Below are 17693 nucleotides of genomic sequence, written 5' to 3' on the forward strand. Positions count from 1 at the left end.
GAATAATCGACAGGAGTTGCCATGAATTTCAGCCTGAGCAGTAAAGCCATCGTCAGTACCAAAGCCGACTGCCTCGTGGTCGGTCTTCCTGAAAAGGGCACCTGGCCGGAGTCCACCACTCAGGCGGACGAGGCCCTGGGCGGGCTGATCAAGACACTCCAGAAAAACGGCGACCTGACCGGCAAAAACGCCAGCGCCCGCGCGGTCCCGTTGACCGATCAGCCCTGGAGCCGGCTGCTGGTGGTTGGCACCGGCAACGACACCGAACGCACACCGGCCACCTACCGCAAGGCACTGATCGCAGCCGTCAATGCCCTGAAGGACGGCCCCTCGAAGAGCGCGCTGATCGCCCTGGCCGACACACCGGTGGTTGGAACCGACGCCGTCGCCGAAGAAGCGGCCCGACTGAACCTCATTGGCCGGAGCCTGGAAGAGCACCTGTACACCTTTACCGAGTTCAAGAGCGAGAAGCCGCCGGCCCGCAAGCTGAACAAGGTGGTGGTTGCAGCTTCCGCTGGCACCAAGGCCCTGAAAGACGCCTTCAACCTCGGCCTGGCCACGGGCCGGGGCATGAACTTCACCCGCGATCTGGGCAACACCCCGCCCAACATCTGCCACCCGGAGTGGCTGGCCCAGCAAGCGAAAAAGCTGGCCAAGGACCACGACTGCATCAAGACCGAAGTACTTGATGAAAAGCAGATGGAAAAGATGGGCATGAACACCATCCTGGCCGTGGGCAAAGGCAGCACCCAGCCGCCACGACTGATCGTCATGGAATACCGGGGCGGCAAGGCAAAGGACAAGCCCCATGTGCTGGTGGGCAAGGGCATCACCTTCGACACCGGCGGCATCAGCCTGAAGCCGGGCGCCGGCATGGACGAGATGAAGTACGACATGGGCGGCTCCGCCGGCGTGTTCGGCGCCATGCAGGTGCTGGCTGAAACCAAGCCCAAGATCAACGTGGTGGCGGTGATTGCCGCGGCCGAAAACATGCCGGATGGCGGCGCCTGCCGCCCGGGTGACATCGTCACCACCCTGTCTGGCCAGACCGTGGAAATCCTCAACACCGACGCCGAAGGCCGCCTGGTGCTCTGCGATGCCCTCACCTACGTGAAGAAATTCGACCCGGCTGCGGTGATCGACATGGCCACCCTGACCGGCGCCTGCATCATCGCCCTGGGCCACCACGCCAGCGGCCTGCTGGCCAACAACGACGAACTGGCAAACGAACTGCTGGCAGCGGGCGAGCGCGCCGACGACCGCGCCTGGCGCCTGCCTCTTTGGGACGACTACCAGAGCCAGCTGGACAGCAACTTTGCCGACATGCAGAACATCGGCGACCGCTCCGCCGGCACCATCACCGCGGCCTGCTTCCTGTCCCGGTTCACCAAAGAGTACCGCTGGGCCCACCTGGACATCGCCGGGACCGCCTGGCACTCCGGCAAGGCCAAGGGTGCGTCCGGTCGACCGGTTCCGCTGCTGGTTGACTACCTGATGTCCCATGCCGACAAGTAATTCCGACCGCCAACCGGGCTCCGGCAGCGACGCTGCCGGCGGCCCCGGAGCAGGCGACAAGAACCAGCGCTACTGGTTCCACATCCTGGCCCAGAGCACACCTGCTGCCCGCAACCTGCACGCCGCCAAACTGGTCGACAAGGCCTGGCAGCAGGGCGACCGCGTGTGCATCGTCTGCGACACCATGCAGCAGGCGGAAGAGCTGGACGAACTGCTCTGGAACTTCAGCCCGGACGCCTTCATCCCACACAGCGTGGTACCCGACTCCGCCACCACCTGCACCGACCCCGTTGGCATTTTATTGTGCCCACCGGTGGCAGAGGATTGGGACACGGTGATCGTGTTGTCCGCCACCCTGCCGGCCGATGCCGACCGGTTCAAACGACTCGCGCTGGTCGCCCATAACGACCCGTCGGTCCTGAACCAGGCCCGGTCTCACTTCAAGCAGCTCCGGACCCTCGGTATCGAACCGAAAGTCCACGACCAACGAAAGCGTTAAATCTAGCCCTTCAAAGCGAACAGCACACGGCCTGATTGCGAGTTCGGAAGGGCCTTGCCAAAACTGTTGAGGGCCATGGACGGCCCGAAACAAGCGCACATGGATGTGCTCGTAGCGTGTTTTGGCAAGGTCCTTCCGGGCTCGCAAACTCCCAACCGGCAGTCCTGAATACGGGGTCAGCCAGGGTTCGCCGCAGTGAAGGCGACCATGTATAATCGGGCGTCTCAATTTTCCCTTGCGAACTAACCAACGGTCACCAGCAGGAACCCATGGAAAAAACCTACCAGCCAGAAAACATTGAGCGTCAGTGGTACGAAAACTGGGAAGCCAAGGGCTACTTCCGCCCCTCCGGCGAAGGCCAGTCCTACAGCATTGCCATCCCACCACCCAACGTGACTGGCAGCCTGCACATGGGCCACGCGTTCCAGCACACCATCATGGACACGCTGACCCGCTACAAACGCATGCAGGGCCACAACACCCTCTGGCAGGTAGGCACCGACCACGCCGGTATCGCCACCCAAATGGTGGTCGAACGCAAACTGGCGGCCGAAGAAGACAAGACTCGCCACGACCTGGGCCGCGAAGACTTCATCAAGCGCATCTGGGACTGGAAGGAAGAGTCCGGCGGCACCATCACCCGCCAGATGAGGCGCCTGGGTAACTCCGTGGACTGGGACCACGAACGCTTCACCATGGACGACGGCTTCTACAAGGCGGTCCAGGAAGTGTTCATCCGCCTGTACGACGAAGGCCTGGTGTACCGCGGCAAGCGCCTGGTGAACTGGGACCCGAAACTGCACACCGCCATCTCCGACCTGGAGGTGGAGAACAAGGAAGAGAAAGGCTTCTTCTGGCACCTGCGCTACCCGCTGGCCGATGGTGCCAAAACCGAGGACGGCAAGGATTACCTGGTGGTCGCCACCACTCGCCCGGAAACCATGCTCGGCGACACCGCCGTGGCCGTGCACCCGGACGACGAGCGCTACCAGCACCTGATTGGCAACCACGTGCTGCTGCCGCTGGTGAACCGCCGCATTCCGATCGTGGCCGACCACCACGCCGATCCCGAGAAAGGCAGTGGCTGCGTGAAGATCACCCCGGCCCACGACTTCAATGACTACGCCGTGGGCAAGCGCAACGAACTGCCGATGATCAACGTGATGACCCAGGACGCCAACATCCGGGACATCGCCGAGGTCTTCAACTTCGACGGCACCGAGAACACCGAGATCGACGGCCAGCTGCCGGCCGCCTACGCCGGCCTGACCCGCGAGGCCGCCCGCAAGGCCATCGTTGCCGATCTAAATGACGCCGGCCTGCTCGAGCGCGAGGAAGACCACGTGCTGAGCGTACCCCGGGGCGACCGCTCCGGCCTGATCATCGAGCCGATGCTGACTGACCAGTGGTTCGCCGACGCCAAGACCCTGGCCAAGCCGGCCATCGAGGCGGTGGAAGACGGTCGCATCCAGTTCGTACCCAAGCAGTACGAGAACATGTACTTCTCGTGGATGCGCGACATCCAGGACTGGTGCATCTCGCGCCAGCTCTGGTGGGGCCACCGGATTCCGGCCTGGTACGACGCCGAAGGCAACATCTACGTCGGCCGCAGCGAAGAGGAAGTGCGCAAGAAGCACAACCTCGACAGCGACCTGACCCTGAGCCAGGACGACGACGTACTGGACACCTGGTTCAGCTCCGCGCTGTGGACCTTCGGCACCCTGGGCTGGCCGGAGATCACCGAACGCCTGAAGCAGTTCCACCCCACCGACGTGCTGGTGACCGGCTTCGACATCATCTTCTTCTGGGTTGCCCGGATGATCATGATGACCATGCACTTCATGAAGAACGACGACGGCACCCCGCAGGTGCCCTTCCACACCGTGTACGTGACCGGCCTGATCCGGGACGAGCACGGCGACAAGATGTCCAAGTCCAAGGGCAACGTCATCGACCCGCTGGACATGATCGACGGCATCGGCCTGGACGACCTGCTGGAGAAGCGTACCGGCAACCTGATGCAGCCGAAACTGGCCGAGAAGATCGGCAAGCGCACCCAGAAGGAATTCCCCGAGGGCATTAGCGCCCACGGCACCGACGCCCTGCGCTTCACCCTGGCGGCCATGGCCACCACCGGCCGTGACATCAACTGGGACATGAAGCGCCTGGAAGGCTACCGCAACTTCTGCAACAAGCTGTGGAACGCTGCCCGCTATGTGCTGATGAACACCGAGGGTGAGGACTGCGGCGTCAACGACGAGCCGGTGCAACTGTCCCTGGCCGACCGCTGGATCATCAGCCAGCTGCAGACCTGCGAGCAGGAAGTGATTCGTCACCTGGACCAGTACCGCTTCGATCTGGCCGCCTACGCCCTGTACGAATTCATCTGGAACGAGTACTGCGACTGGTATCTGGAGCTGTCCAAGCCGGTACTGAACGACGAGGGTGCCAGCGCCGAGGCCAAACGCGGCACCCGTCGCACCCTGGTGCGGGTGCTGGAGGCGGTACTGCGGGTCGCGCACCCGATCATGCCGTTCATCACCGAAGAGATCTGGCAGCGCATTGCGCCACTGGCCGGCAAATCCGGCGACAGCATCATGCTGCAGCCGTTCCCGCAGCCGGACAGCAGTAAGCAGGACAGCGTCATCACCGCCGACATCGAGTGGCTGAAAGGCGTGATCCTGGCGGTACGTAACATCCGCGGCGAGATGAACATCTCCCCGGCCAAAAAAGTGCCGGTGCTGCTGCGCGGCCAGAACGCCGACGACAAGCGCCGCATGGACGACAACCGTCAGTTCCTGGCGTCCCTGGCCAAGCTGGAGAGCCTGGACTGGTTCGACGGCGGCAAGGCGCCCATGTCCGCCACCCAGCTGGTGGGCGAGATGGAAGTGCTGGTGCCCATGGCCGACCTGATTGACAAGGACGCCGAGCTCAAGCGCCTGGACAAGGAGCTGGAGCGCCTGCAGAAGGAAATCGGTCGCCTCGAAGGCAAGCTGGGCAACGAGAAGTTCACCGCCAAGGCCCCGGCCGAAGTGGTCGAGAAGGAGCAGGACAAGCTCCGGGATGCCCAGGGCAGCTTGTCCCGACTCAGCGAGCAGCGGGCCGAAATCGAGGCCATGTAAGGCCATGATCGCCATTCTGGGGGCGGGTTCACTGGGGCGGCTCTGGGCCGCCTCGCTGCCCGCCCAGTCTGCCGCCTTTGTCCCCCGGCCGGGCGCCCTGCCCGGCGACCCGGTGCGTTTCGAATTTCAGAACCTGGCGGGTGCAACACTCAACGCCACCGTCCCCTGGCTCACCGACTGCTCCCAGGTCGATCTGCTGCTGGTCATGACCAAGGCCGGCGACACCCTGAATGCCATCGCCGACGTCGCCGACAAGTTGCCCGAAAACGCGCCTGTGGTTCTGTTCCAGAACGGCCTGGGCAGCCAGCAAGCCGTGGCCGAACGCTGGCCGGAGCGGCCGGTGCTGGCAGCCAGCACCACCGACGGCGCCAACCGCCCGTCCGAGCACCGCGTGGTGCACGCGGGTGCCGGCGAAACCTGGCTCGGCGCGCTCACGGACGCCGGTCAGGCTCAGGTCCAGCCGGTGATAAACCGGCTCAGATCAAGCGGGCTCACCCTGCATCCGGAACCCGACATCCTGGCTCGACTCTGGCAGAAGCTGGTGATCAACGCCGGCATCAACCCGTTCACCGCCCTGCTCGATTGCCCCAATGGCGACCTGCTGACCGAGGATCTGTTCCTTAGCCACATTGATGGCTTGTGCACGGAGCTGGCGCAACTGATGACCGCCGATGGCCAGGGCCAGGTCTCACCCGCAGACCTTCGCCATCGGATTGAAACCGTCGCCCGCAACACCGCCCGCAACACCTCATCCATGCGTGCGGATGTGCAGAACCGGCGACGCACCGAGATCGACTTCATCAACGGCTATCTGGTCCGGCTGGGGCAACGCCTCGGAATCGCCACACCGGTGAACCAATTGCTGGCCGAACGGGTACAACAACTGTCCAATCACCAACAGGAGCACCCCCATGGGTAACCGCCTCTCCAAGATCTACACCCGGACCGGCGACGACGGGTCCACCGGCCTTGCCGACGGCAACCGCATCGCCAAAAATGCGCAGCGGGTGGACGCCATGGGCACGGCGGATGAATTGAACTGCCACATCGGCCTGCTGATCGAGGCCCTGGCCCCGGACGACGCCCTGATCGAGCCCCTGCGTCGCATCCAGCATCACCTGTTTGACCTGGGCGGGGAGTTTGCCATTCCCGGCAGCAAGGTGATCGGCGAGGAGCACATCGGCTGGCTGGAGCAAACCCTCGATCAGTACAACGACGGGCTGCCGCCCCTGAAGAACTTCATCCTGCCGGGCGGCACACCAGCCGCGGCCCAGTGCCATCTGGCCCGGGCCGTCTGTCGCCGGGCCGAACGGATCGTGGTGGCTCTGGGCCATGAGGATTCCATCAACGCGGCGGCCCGGCATTACCTGAACCGCCTGTCCGATCTGCTGTTCGTGCTCGCGCGGGTGCTGGCCCGGCGCAACGGTGGCGAGGAAATTCTCTGGGAGCAAAAAAAATCCGGCCTCTGAGGGCCGGATTTTTGGCAGGTCAGGCTGATCAGACCTTGAAGGCCTCCACCAGCCGCTGAAGCGACGCCGTCAGGTCCGACATCTCACGGGAGGAGCCCAGGGTCTCTTCCGCGTTGGAGGCAGTGCGCTGACCCAGATCGCCAATCTGCTCGACGCTGGTGTTCACGTCCTTGGCTACCGCCGACTGTTCTTCCGCCGCCTGGGCAATCTGGTGACTCATGTCGACGATGACCGAGATACCGCGGGCGATGCGATCCAGGGCCTCGGTGACCTCGCCGGACTTGGTCACGGTGGTGTTGGTCACTTCCCGGCTGTTGGTCATGGCCGACACCGCGTCCTTCACACCACTTTGCAGCCGCGAAATCATGCCTTCTATCTCTTCGGTGGACTTGTGGGTGCGCTGGGACAGGGAACGTACCTCGTCCGCCACCACCGCAAAGCCACGGCCCTGCTCGCCGGCGCGGGCCGCTTCAATGGCGGCGTTCAGGGCCAGCAGGTTGGTCTGCTCGGCAATCGCCTTGATCTCCACCAGCACCTGGCTGATGTTGTCGCTGTCCTCGCTGACCCGGTTGATGACCTCGACCGCACCGGAAATCTCGGTCGCCAGACGGTTGATGGTGGACACGGTATCGGCCACCACCTGACGACCGGTCTCGGTGTCGCTTTCGGCGGTGCCGGCGCTGTCCGCCACCCGGTGGGCACTCTCGGTCACTTCGTTGACCGCTTCCACCATCTGGTTCATGGCCTCGTTGATCTGGCCGCTTTCCTCCATCTGCCGGGCCACCGCCTCGCTGTTGGCAGACGCGGTGTCCTTGACCCGGGACGCCTGGGAATCGACATCGGCGGTGGTTCGGCTGACCGAACGGATCAGCTCGGCAATCCGGTCGGTCATGTTATTGAACTCGCTGGTCAGCTCGCCCAGCTCGTCACGGTTCTGCAGATTGATGTGGGTGGTCATGTCGCCCGCCGCGACGTTGCGGGCCGCCTCGGTGAAACGGTTGATGGCGTTGCGCACCGACATGAAGAAGCCGACGTACAGGTAGACCACCACCAGCAGGATGGCGATCAGGGCCACCACGATCAGCCGGCGCTGGTTGACCTCCTGCTCCAGGCGGGACGACAGGTTGGCCTGCACCACGTCAAAGATCGCCTCGGCCAGCTCGTCGTAGTGGGCCAGCTGGGCCTGGATCTGGCCGTCGTAATCCGGCCACGGCATCTCCAGACGCATGGGTGAAATGACCTTCAGCTCGAGCAGGTCGCGCACCACGATCAGGCTCTCGTTGACCCGGTCGAGGGTGTTACCCGCTTCGCCGGCGAACTGGTCTGAGGCGTCGCTGGCCACCGACAGCGCCGGCTCCAGCAGCGTGGCCCGGTTGGTCAGCTGATCGTAGATGCCGTTCAATACTTCGCTCAGGGCGTAGCCCACCTGCCCTTCCACCAGGGCGAAGGTGCCGTAGGAGCGGGCCTGACCGATGACGCTCCGGGCCTCAGGCAGCGCCTCCCGTATCAGCCCCAGCAACAGCTGGTTCTGGCGCGAGGCATCCTGGCCCAGACCGGAAATCTCGATGGTCGCCGGCAGCAGCGCCAGCACCTTCTGGACAAACTCCTGGTAGTACTTGAACTGGGGATCGATGTTGCCCTGATAGTTGTCGTCGGCGCGCAGCGCCTGCCAGTCTTCCTGGATCGCCGTCACCTGCTGGGCCCAGGAGCCGGACGTGTCGAAGGAATGCTGTTCGGCCAGCAGCGACTCCAGGGTGGCGTCGATGGTTTCCGCCTGGTCATCGGAGGCGGCCAGCAGTGCGTCTTCGTTCTTGAGCACACCGGGCGCGCGGTAGTCCCGGTAGGCCATGGAAGCGGCCAGCAACTCTTCCACCTTGCGCAGCTGTTCCAGCCCTTCCACACCCCGGGTCATGGTTTGCACCGACTGGTTCAACTGCGACATCACCAGCCAGGACAGGCCACCAATGGGCAACAGGAACAGGATGCTGATGAGACTGAACTTGTACACCATCGGCAGCCGGTTCATCAGAGCTATGGCAGGATAAATGAGTTGCTTCATGGTCCACTCTTCTTGTTGGCAAGGAGAACAACTGAACGTCGTTTCTTATTAAAAGGTTTCGTCCGCACACCGAAATTCGTTACTGGCTGGCCCTCCTCGGGGCCGATCAGATCACGCCGAAAATCACCAACAGGGCCAGCGCGCAGATCCAAACCAGCATGCTCCGGTTCAGCAGGTCCCGAACGGCGTTCAGGCTACGTCCTCCGAACTCGGCCCAGTCCTCCGGATGCAGCTGCGAGAATCTCGCAGGATCCAGGGCATACCCGGTTAACGACCCGTTGGCGGAAATCATGAGGATTTCCGCCGGTTTTTTTCCGCGGGCGGTGAAATTTCCGGGAAATTCCCGGAGCCAGCCGGCCAGATCGCCGGCGATCCCGAAGGTCATGGACAACAGTCGCACCGGCAGCCAGGCCACCAGGTTGGCCAGGGTCTGGAACCGGGCACGGGCCGCTGCCTGGGGCCACTGTTCGGCGAGGGCCACCAGCCCACGGGCCAGGACCGCCAGACCGATACCGCCGACCACGTACCAGAAGCCAATGAGGAAAAAGCGCTGGAACACGGTCGACAGCAGCACTCGGGACAGCACCAGGTGCATAGAATCCGGTGACATGGCCGCCCCGCGTTCGGCCGCGGGCAGCCGGGGCTCGATGCTCCACCAGGCACCCTGCATATCCCCACGACTCCAGGCCGCAGAGTAGGCGCGCAAAACCGCGCCCCAGCCCGGGGCGCCCATCATCAGCACCAGCACCAGGATCTCCAGCGGGTAACCGGCGAAGCGCCAGCCGATGGCGTCCAGCCCGACCATCGCCAGCGCCAGCGTCAACGCGGGCACCAGCACCAGGGCGAGACCGGCGGATACACCGGGTTCCCGCCCGGCTTCGACCTTACTGGCGCTGTGGAACCACTGGCGCCACAGGGCATCACTGACCAGCCGATTGTGGGCATCGAGCTGACGGCGCAGGATATAGGCCAGCAGAAAGACGATCAGAACCATTCAGTCACACTCCCCCTCGGTCCGGCGGTCGGCCAGCAAGCCGCGGAAATGCGACCAGTCGAAAGCCGGCCCCGGGTCGGTCTTGCGGCCCGGGGCGATGTCGCAATGCCCGGTCATGCGCTCGGGGGTAATTGCCGGCCAAGCCGTCATGATCAGTTCGCCGGTGTCCGCCAGGCGGCGGTACTGGGCCTCGGTGTAGGCCAGGTCATCGGTGCCCTCGAGTTCGATACCGATCGAGAAGTCATTGCACTCCTGTTCGCCCCGGAAACTGGAGCGGCCAGCGTGCCAGGCCCGATCCAGCAGGCTGACAAACTGCACCAGTTCGCCATCGCGGCGAATCAGCGCGTGGGCTGAGACCTGCATGCCCTCAATCTCCCGAAAGTATGGATGCGCCCGGTGATCGAGTCGGTTGCAGAAGAAATCCTCAATCTCGGGACCGCCGAACTGCCCCGGAGGCAGGCTGATGTTGTGCACCACCAGCAGGCTGATGGGCGCGCCCTCGGGGCGGGGACCGAAATTGGGCGATGGCGCCCAGCGGGCGCCCGGCAGTCGGCCGGTGGCACGGAGCGTGCTGATGTCTTCGGCGGTGACGGCGTGGCGGATTGGTTCGGGATTGGAATGGGACAAGGTACATCCAAAGGGGTCAGGGCACGACAGAATGCCCTGATTGAAGCACAAAGTGCGCGGCGTTGCTACGCCTTCAATCCTTGCGACTGCTGCGCAGGTTGTCGATGATCGACTCCAGCGCCCGATCGAAGATCAGTCCGTCATCAAGCATGCCGATTTCGCCGGCGGCCATGGCCCCTGCCAGCTCCTCACGGAGGTACTCAGCGACCTTGGCGCCGCTGCGATTGACGAAAATGTACTTGCCCGTGGCCTTGATGAAGGCGGCCAGCTTGCACCGGACTTTGGTGTCCTCACGGGTCATTTCAATCCAGGAGCCCACGCGCAGCCCGTCGGCCTGCGCCAGCCACTCGGGCCCGACGGCTGGGGCTTGCCCGGCCGCGGTCGACTCGAGCCGGTCCGGGGCCTCGGCCTCCGCGTTGGCCTCGACACCCTGCTCGGACGGCGCACTGACAGGCTCCGGAGCCAGGTTAGGGGCCGCTGCTTCCGACTCGACCGGCACGGCTTTGGGCTCATCCATGGCCGGTTCCGCCCGCTGGGGTTGGGTCACCAGACGCTGGAACACGTCCACGTGGGCCAGCTCCAAATCCCGGATCGCGGCGTCGGTGGCGAATGGGTCCCAGGAAATTTCCTGCATGGCCCGGCGCACCCCGTCGACCACCGAGGGAATGGCGCGCAACAGTTCGCTGCGGGTGGTATCAGAGACCGGCCGCGGATCCACGCTCCAGACCAGGCGCCGGGTCAGCTCGCAGGCCTCGGCCCAGCGCTCGCTGGCCTCCCCTTCCCGCAGTACGATCCACTGCAGGTACCGGGTCCAGGCGTCCCGCAGCAGTTCGCCCACCGGCGCCGGCACGTCCCGGTTACGCAACAGGTCCTGCACCAGCCCTTCTGCCGCCTGGGCGGCGGTTTCCTGCCGCGCCCGACCTTCCTCGGCATCGCGCAGGCGTTGCTCCACCAGCTCACGGCGCCGCCGATCCAGATCCATGAAGTGACGGAATTCCGCCAGCAAGTCCTCAAACAACTCCAGGTTGTCGGTGAAGTCCGTCAGGACCCGTTCGACCACCGACTCGATCTTGTCGCGCAGCGGATCACGCTGACCGGCCCGCTTTTCGCTCCAGCCCATGGCGGACAGGGCCAGCTCATTCAGCAGCTTGCGAACCGGGTGCCCGCCCCGGTTGAAAAAGTTCTTGTCGCTGAGGGCGACCTTGAGCACGGGAATCTGCAGGCGCCCGATCAGAGACTTCATTATCGGGTGCAGCTGTCGGTCCTCGAGGATGAAATCAAACAGCATCGCCACCAGGTTGATGACGTCGTTGTCGACCTGCCCCAGGTTGTAGGAAGCGCCGTTCTCGGCGGTGAGCACCGGACCCAATTGTTCGTTGAGAGTCACCACCTGATCCGGTTGCCAGTGGCCGCTGGCCGCCTGCAAGCCGTGCAACCGGGCCATCAGCGTTACCGTATCCAGATAGCCCGCGCCGCTGGCCGCCGGCGCACTGGCCGGCTGACCGGGCGGATGCAGCAAGGCGCTGAGTTCGGAAAACGTCGGCTGGAGCCCGCCATGGTCACCCGGGAGTACGTCACCTTCCGGCCCAGCCGGCGATGAGTCTGCCCGGCCGGCGTTGGGCGCCGGGCCCGGCGTCGGGGAACCCCGCCCGGCCCTGGTCGGCCCCACCGGTGGCCGCTTCATGTCCGGCAGCACACCCTCGGCCACCAGGGTCCGGTTGGCCTCCTGGTAGAAGTCCCCCAGGCTGTCCGCCAGCAGGCGATCGAACAGTTTGAGCACCACCAGCTTGGCGCGGATATCGATGTCCAGATCGCCGCAGGCCTCGGCCACGCCGCCACAGATTACCTCGGGGCTCAGAGGCATCTGGCTGTCCGCCAGGGTGATCGACGGCACCACGTGATTGACCCGCACCGCCAGCAGGCGGATCTGCTCGATGTAGCGGTTGCGCAGTTTGTTGATCAGGTTGTCGACGGCCACCTGCTGTTCAAGCTGGGCGTGATCGAGCAGGGACAGGGAATCCTGATCCACGTCACCCAGGGCGCCCTCGGTCTGGCGCGGCTTGAACTTGCCAATGTCGTTGAACGCCTGACTGACGTACTGCAACACCGACAGGCTCATGGCCTTGCGCCGGAGCCGGAGCTCACGCATGGCATCAAAGTAGGCGGTCTGGTCCAGGTTGGTGCTGGCGCGGTCGGCCAGCTCGAACAGGGCGTCGTCGGCGCGGTCAAAGAAAGTCGCCAGCACTCTCTGCAGCGACTGACCCGACGCGTCACGCAGGCGGACCAGAGCCTGAGGCAGGGAAAACCGCTGCATGGGCCGCTGGCCTGCGAGACTGACAATCTTGGTATCGTGCGCCATGGAGCTGCTCCGGGTCTGATCACGCGAGGACAGGAAACCTTTCGTTATTAGCATGATACGAGCTGCCAACGTCAGCTTGTGTCAGAATTTGTCACCTTTTGTGTAGATCAGACCCTGTTCACAGTTTAGCAGTCCGGACGCGACGGTTTGTTGAATCCGGGCGGGGCCATTAGAATCCTCCCCTCACTGAGACTTACCCTGACCCAACCGGACCCGATGCCATGATTCCTGCAGAACTACTTCGCCAATCCCGAGTTGAAACCGTTGCGCACAGCCTGCGTGAGGACATTGGCGACGGCGACATCACCGCGCAACTGATTCCGGCGGACAAACAGGCAACCGGCCGGGTCATCACCCGCGAGCGGGCCACCATTGCCGGCTGTGACTGGGTGAACGAGGTGTTCCGCCAGGTCGACCCAGAGGTCGTGCTGGAGTGGCGGGTCAAGGACGGCGACCGGGTCGGCCCCGATCAGGTGCTGTTCGAGATGCGTGGTCCGGCCCGCAGTCTGCTCACGGCGGAACGGGCGGCACTGAACTGGCTGCAGACCCTGTCCGGTGTTGCCACCGTGTGCGCCGGCTACGCCGACAAGGTCGCCCACACCGGGGTGCGACTGCTGGACACTCGCAAGACCTTACCGGGACTGCGGCTGGCCCTGAAGTACGCGGTCACGTGCGGCGGCTGTTTCAACCACCGCATCGGACTCTGGGACGCGTTCCTGATCAAGGAAAATCACATTGCCGCCTGCGGCTCTATCGCCAAGGCGGTGAGCGAAGCCCACCGCATTGCACCGGGCCGGCCGGTGGAAGTGGAGACCGAATCCCTGGACGAGCTGGAACAGGCGCTCAGCGCCGGGGCCGACATCATCATGCTCGATGAGTTTTCGCTGGAGGATATGCGCAAGGCGGTAGCCCTGACCCAGGGCCGGGCGCGCCTGGAGGCGTCTGGCGGCATCACCGACCAGACCCTGGCGCCGGTTGCGGAAACCGGCGTCGACTACATTTCGATCGGGGCGTTGACCAAGGACATCAAGGCGATTGACCTGTCCATGCGCCTGGACTGACTCACTGACCGGACAGTAGCCGGTCGACCTCTTCCAGCGCCCGGATCAGGCCAGAGCCCGATTCCGGGCGGGTGCGGAAATGTTCCTCCGCCATGGGCGCGATGCCCGACACCGCGGGCAAGGGGCGATCGTTTTCGATGATCACCTTCATCCGCGCCACAAACACGAACTGCAGCCACTGGGTGAACTCCAGGGTATCGATGCAGAACGGCTGGGTGCTTTTCAGGGCCTCGGGTGAAGGCGGCTCGGCCTCCCACAGTCCCAGTTGACGAAGTTCAATCTCGATCTGAAGCAGGCTGTCGGCCACCTGCCCCAGATCGGTCTCGGATTTGCTCATAACTGTGCGTCTCTAGTCGGCCAATGGCTCCAGCTCGACGGCTTCCCCGTGCAGGACACCAAACAGGTCCTCGTACTGGCGAGTCAGCGCGTGCTTGGGCGCCATGTGGATGAGTGGCTGCCGGGCCTGGTGCGACTCCTTCATCTTCACCGAACTGGACAACCGGACCGGCAGCACCGGCAGGCCTTCCTCGGTCAGCTCCCGAACCAACTGCTTGGGCAGGCTGGCACGCGGCTGGAACTGATTGGCGACGATGCCCTCGACCACCAGGTCCTCGTTGTGGTCTTCCTGAAGGTCGCGGATCTCATTCAGGATGTTGTACAGGGCCTGACGGGAGAAGTCGTCGCAATCGAAGGGAATCAGGCAACGCTGGGCGGCAATCAGGGCAGAACGGGTGTAGAAGTTCAGGGCCGGCGCGGTGTCGATGTAAATCGCGTCGAAGGTTTCGCCAAGCTTCTTGAGCGCTTCGCGCAACTTGTAGATCTTGTGCTTGGCTTCGAGCTTGCGCTCGAGGAAATCCAGCTCCGGGCTGGACGGCATGACGAACAGGTTGTCAAAAGGCGTGGCATGGACAAATTCGTCCGGGCGCCGGTTGAACACGGTGAAGGCAACCGTCTGCTCCAGCATGTCGGCCACCGTGTCGCGCAGTTCGGCAGCGGGCTTGCCCAGCAGGTAGTGGGTGGAATTGCCCTGGGGATCCAGGTCCACCACCAGGGTGCGCTTGCCACGCGCGGCACTGATGGCCGCCAGGTTACAGGTGATACTGGACTTACCAACGCCGCCTTTCTGATTGAATACAACCCGTCTCATGTCGTCTCTCCCTTGCGGATTTTATCATTGTGGGGTTGATGCTCCGTTTACCAACCCATCACGGTTTTTACAAACGGAATGGTTAACCGACGCTGGGCCTGAAGCGAATTTTCGTCCAGCGTGTTCAGAATTGCCAACAGATCGCCCAGTCGACGAGGCGCCCGGCGCATGATGAAGCTGGCCACATCGTCAGCGATCACCAGCCCACGCTGCTCGGCCCGGGCCATCAGGATGTGCAGGCGGTCGTCGTCACGATAGATGCCCAGCTGCAGCAGCAGGCCGTGGGACAGCCGGGACACCAGGTCCGGCAGCTGGAAGGCCGCCGCCGACGGCACGTCGCTCAGGCTGACCATGAGCAGGCCGCCCCGGTCCTGAACCCGGTTGTAGAGGTGGAACACCGCCTCTTCCCAGGCCGGCTGGCCGCTGATCCGATCCAGATCGTCGAGGCAGATCACATCGGCATCTTCCAGGCCGGACAGGGTATCCGGACCGAATCGCTCGAGCTCGGCGATGCTGATGCAGACCGAAATCCGCCCCCGGTTCTCGGCGTCGTGACAGACGGCCTGAAGCAGATGGCTCTTGCCGGTGTCCGAGTCGCCGCAAATCACCACCACCGGCACCGTCTCCGGACGGTCACAGATGACCTTGAGCCGGGATGCGGCCCCGGCGTTGCGGTCGCCGTGGAAGTTATCGAAACGGGCATCGTCCCGGAGCTTGATACCCAGAGACAGCTGCGGGGTGCTCATGGCCGGCCTGCCCTCCAGGCCCGAAGCCCCCAGATCAGCAGGTAATGACCACCGCTGACCACGGCGGACACGGTGACCAGCCAGATCCCCACGTCCCGGACCCACGGCTGCATCGGCAGACCCGCCAGCAGGACGATGGTCGCCAAGACCACCAGAATCTGGATGAAGGTGTTGAGTTTGCCCGGAAGACTGGGCTGCATGTCGAAACGTCCGATCCCGTAATGATAAGCCAGTGCGCCGCCGACGATCAGCAGATCCCGGCCGAGAACCACCGCAAACAGCCAGACCGGAAACACGCTGGTGACCGTGAGCACCAGGTAGGCGGTCAGCAACAACGCCTTGTCGGCCAGGGGATCGGCGACCGCACCAAACCGGGAACGCCAGTTGAAGTGCCGCGCCAGGTAGCCGTCAAAGGCATCGGTGGCCGCCGCCACCACGAAAATGAGCAGCGCCAGGCGATAGTTCTCGGTGAGCAGGCCGCCGGCGAAGGGAGCGATCAGCAGAATGCGCAAAAACGTCAGGGCATTGGGAATCCAACGCCAGCGTTCCAAACTCACAAGGCTCCCTCCGATAGCGCCCTAATCACCGTCTCTCGCTCCGCGACCTGTTCGGCTGATTTCGCGGTCACGCGCCCTCATCGTCTCCAATGGCGGGCGCCGTTTGCCAACGATAATACAGGACCTGATAGAGGGATTCGAACGCCTGTTCGGCCTCCTGCTCGTCCACCTGGACCGGCTGGTAGCTGAACATGGACGATTCCTCGTCCGCCGGCGCTGACTCACCGGCATCGGCTGCGCTTTCAGCCGCGCTTTCAGGCGCATTTTCGACTGGTGTTGCGGCGGCTGTAGCTACGGCCCCGTCGGTACCGGCCTCCGGCGCCGGCTCGGAAGCGGACTCGAGCGAGCTGCCCGACTCCGGGCGGGTCCGTGCCTGTTCCACCGGCTTGGACTCCAGCTCCACAAACCGCGGATCCAGTGCGATGTATTCCTTGAGCTGGTCCAGTTCCCCGGAAAACGCCACGCGCATGGTGAGCTGTTCACCCTTGACCCGGGAGGCGCCAACACTGACCACCGGGGTCAGGCCTTCCAGCACCCGGCTGATGGTGCCATAGTCCTCCAGCGAGGACACGCCGCGCAGGACGATGTCCACCTGAGGCGATTCACCGACCTCGCCCGCGGCCACGGCGTACCGATTGGCGTAGCGCTCCGCCCATCGGTTGACCACCATCTGGGCCAGGGCCTCGGGCGTTTGTGCGGTCACCGACTCTTCGCCGCCATCCATCGCCATCCCCTCGAAGACCCAGCCGGCGCGCCACTGACCGCCGCTGCGATTGACGCGCACCAGCGCCATGACATCGTGCTCGATACGATCCGAGGCACCTCGAAGACGGTTCACAAACTGCCCCCAGAGGTCCGACAACAGCTCCCGGTCTCCGGCATATCGAGCCGGCGGCAACGCCATCGGCAGGCCACGATCCCGGGCCGCCTGGTCGAACGCCCGCTGCCAGACTGCGCTGACCTGCTGGCCAACACCACCGGCGTCATCGGAGCGCTCCGTGATCAGGGTGCGGGTGCCGCGATCCTCCACGGCCACCCAGGCCAGGGTCAGCGGCCGGTTGGCGCCCCACACCGGCGCGTTGATGGAGGCCAGGGCGCGGTTGACGCCGACCGCGCCGAACGCCATGCGCAAGCGGTTATCACCGGATTCGCCCCGCAGGTACTGGTAGGACAGCAGCAGGGATTCCGCGTCCGCCAGCAGAGGCTCAACGCCCTCCCGCTCCAGCACATCCCGGGAACCGGACACACGCACGAAGACCCGCGCCAGGCCATCGGCGTAGCCAACCGCCAATTCATTGGGCGACGACCCGGCGACGGGCACTTCCACCGAATAGAGGCCGGAAACGGTCACGGCCGAAGCGGGCATCCAGAGGGACGCGATCAACAGCCCCAACAAGGCCATCCATTTCACCGGTCCGGACCGGAACGCCGACTTTGCTCCTGTTACTGACATGAAACACCCTGCAGTTCGCATGAATGGCGCATAGGATACACCATGGCCCAGAGTGTGAGTAGCAGCGCCAGGTTTCAGAAACGCA

15 protein-coding genes are annotated in these 17693 nt (G+C 64.1%); 6 read left to right on the forward strand and 9 right to left on the reverse strand.

All coding sequences use genetic code 11. The features are described from left to right. Positions 1-21 precede the first annotated feature (21 nt). From U5822_RS17100 to U5822_RS17120, 5 genes are all read left to right on the forward strand, one after another. Positions 22-1515 carry a leucyl aminopeptidase gene (locus U5822_RS17100; RefSeq protein ID WP_322856808.1) on the forward strand — a complete coding sequence of 498 codons (1494 nt, stop codon included), beginning with the start codon at positions 22-24 and terminating at the stop codon, positions 1513-1515. Continuing rightward, a complete protein-coding gene (locus tag U5822_RS17105; RefSeq protein WP_322856809.1) occupies positions 1502-2014 on the forward strand; it encodes a DNA polymerase III subunit chi in 513 nt (170 codons plus the stop codon). Before U5822_RS17100 ends, U5822_RS17105 begins: the two co-directional genes overlap by 14 nt. A gap of 269 nt (positions 2015-2283) precedes the next feature. After that, positions 2284-5136, forward strand: a complete 2853-nt coding sequence (locus U5822_RS17110; protein WP_322856810.1) for a valine--tRNA ligase — start codon at positions 2284-2286, stop codon at positions 5134-5136. A 4-nt stretch (positions 5137-5140) separates the two neighbouring features. Then, positions 5141-6055: a ketopantoate reductase family protein gene (locus U5822_RS17115; protein WP_322856811.1), complete on the forward strand. Its 915-nt coding sequence runs from the start codon at positions 5141-5143 to the stop codon at positions 6053-6055. Next, positions 6048-6605 (forward strand): cob(I)yrinic acid a,c-diamide adenosyltransferase, encoded by a 558-nt coding sequence (locus tag U5822_RS17120; RefSeq protein WP_322856812.1) that lies wholly within the window; start codon positions 6048-6050, stop codon positions 6603-6605. The genes U5822_RS17115 and U5822_RS17120 overlap by 8 nt, the downstream gene beginning before the upstream one ends. 28 nt (positions 6606-6633) lie before the next feature. Here the strand turns inward: U5822_RS17120 and U5822_RS17125 are convergent, their stop codons facing one another. The 4 genes from U5822_RS17125 to U5822_RS17140 form a co-directional block, all read right to left on the reverse strand. Next, a complete protein-coding gene (locus U5822_RS17125; protein ID WP_322856813.1) occupies positions 6634-8664 on the reverse strand; it encodes a methyl-accepting chemotaxis protein in 2031 nt (676 codons plus the stop codon). A gap of 106 nt (positions 8665-8770) precedes the next feature. Next, the gene (locus U5822_RS17130) at positions 8771-9658 is read right to left on the reverse strand and encodes a histidine kinase (protein WP_322856814.1); all 888 of its coding nucleotides are present in this window, start codon (positions 9656-9658) and stop codon (positions 8771-8773) included. After that, positions 9659-10234, reverse strand: coding sequence for a 1,6-anhydro-N-acetylmuramyl-L-alanine amidase AmpD (gene ampD / locus U5822_RS17135; protein ID WP_322856956.1), 576 nt, complete (start codon positions 10232-10234; stop codon positions 9659-9661). A 124-nt stretch (positions 10235-10358) separates the two neighbouring features. Next, a complete protein-coding gene (locus U5822_RS17140; RefSeq protein ID WP_322856815.1) occupies positions 10359-12644 on the reverse strand; it encodes a DUF1631 domain-containing protein in 2286 nt (761 codons plus the stop codon). Between the two features lie 221 nt (positions 12645-12865). Here U5822_RS17140 and nadC point away from each other — a divergent pair, with 221 nt between their 5' ends. Continuing rightward, positions 12866-13705 carry a carboxylating nicotinate-nucleotide diphosphorylase gene (nadC, locus tag U5822_RS17145; protein ID WP_322856816.1) on the forward strand — a complete coding sequence of 280 codons (840 nt, stop codon included), beginning with the start codon at positions 12866-12868 and terminating at the stop codon, positions 13703-13705. A gap of 1 nt (position 13706) precedes the next feature. Here nadC and U5822_RS17150 read toward each other — a convergent pair whose 3' ends face one another. The 5 genes from U5822_RS17150 to U5822_RS17170 all read right to left on the reverse strand — a co-directional run bounded on the left by U5822_RS17150 (position 13707) and on the right by U5822_RS17170 (position 17608). Beyond that, positions 13707-14042, reverse strand: coding sequence for a YqcC family protein (locus tag U5822_RS17150; RefSeq protein WP_322856817.1), 336 nt, complete (start codon positions 14040-14042; stop codon positions 13707-13709). Positions 14043-14054: 12 nt separating this feature from the next. Beyond that, entirely contained in the window at positions 14055-14852 is a 798-nt protein-coding gene (locus U5822_RS17155) for a ParA family protein (RefSeq protein WP_322856818.1), read from the reverse strand. A 47-nt stretch (positions 14853-14899) separates the two neighbouring features. Beyond that, entirely contained in the window at positions 14900-15598 is a 699-nt protein-coding gene (hda, locus tag U5822_RS17160; RefSeq protein ID WP_322856819.1) for a DnaA regulatory inactivator Hda, read from the reverse strand. Then, positions 15595-16155, reverse strand: a complete 561-nt coding sequence (locus tag U5822_RS17165) for a CDP-alcohol phosphatidyltransferase family protein (protein ID WP_322856820.1) — start codon at positions 16153-16155, stop codon at positions 15595-15597. The genes hda and U5822_RS17165 overlap by 4 nt, the downstream gene beginning before the upstream one ends. Before the next feature lie 67 nt (positions 16156-16222). Next, complete coding sequence (locus U5822_RS17170) at positions 16223-17608, reverse strand: DUF2066 domain-containing protein (protein ID WP_322856821.1); 1386 nt, start codon at positions 17606-17608, stop codon at positions 16223-16225. Between the last annotated feature and the right edge of the window lie 85 nt (positions 17609-17693).

It is taken from the genome of Marinobacter qingdaonensis, from assembly GCF_034555935.1.
Classification (GTDB): Bacteria; Pseudomonadota; Gammaproteobacteria; order Pseudomonadales; family Oleiphilaceae; genus Marinobacter; species Marinobacter qingdaonensis.

Coding starts and splice junctions, on each gene's coding strand:
- U5822_RS17120 (WP_322856812.1), top strand. CDS start 6,048: ATGGGTAACCGCCTCTCCAAGATCTACACCCGGACCGGCGACGACGGG.
- U5822_RS17170 (WP_322856821.1), bottom strand. CDS start 17,608: ATGTCAGTAACAGGAGCAAAGTCGGCGTTCCGGTCCGGACCGGTGAAA.
- U5822_RS17100 (WP_322856808.1), top strand. CDS start 22: ATGAATTTCAGCCTGAGCAGTAAAGCCATCGTCAGTACCAAAGCCGAC.
- U5822_RS17110 (WP_322856810.1), top strand. CDS start 2,284: ATGGAAAAAACCTACCAGCCAGAAAACATTGAGCGTCAGTGGTACGAA.
- hda (WP_322856819.1), bottom strand. CDS start 15,598: ATGAGCACCCCGCAGCTGTCTCTGGGTATCAAGCTCCGGGACGATGCC.
- U5822_RS17130 (WP_322856814.1), bottom strand. CDS start 9,658: ATGGTTCTGATCGTCTTTCTGCTGGCCTATATCCTGCGCCGTCAGCTC.
- U5822_RS17105 (WP_322856809.1), top strand. CDS start 1,502: ATGCCGACAAGTAATTCCGACCGCCAACCGGGCTCCGGCAGCGACGCT.
- U5822_RS17140 (WP_322856815.1), bottom strand. CDS start 12,644: ATGGCGCACGATACCAAGATTGTCAGTCTCGCAGGCCAGCGGCCCATG.
- U5822_RS17115 (WP_322856811.1), top strand. CDS start 5,141: ATGATCGCCATTCTGGGGGCGGGTTCACTGGGGCGGCTCTGGGCCGCC.
- nadC (WP_322856816.1), top strand. CDS start 12,866: ATGATTCCTGCAGAACTACTTCGCCAATCCCGAGTTGAAACCGTTGCG.
- U5822_RS17155 (WP_322856818.1), bottom strand. CDS start 14,852: ATGAGACGGGTTGTATTCAATCAGAAAGGCGGCGTTGGTAAGTCCAGT.
- U5822_RS17150 (WP_322856817.1), bottom strand. CDS start 14,042: ATGAGCAAATCCGAGACCGATCTGGGGCAGGTGGCCGACAGCCTGCTT.
- U5822_RS17125 (WP_322856813.1), bottom strand. CDS start 8,664: ATGAAGCAACTCATTTATCCTGCCATAGCTCTGATGAACCGGCTGCCG.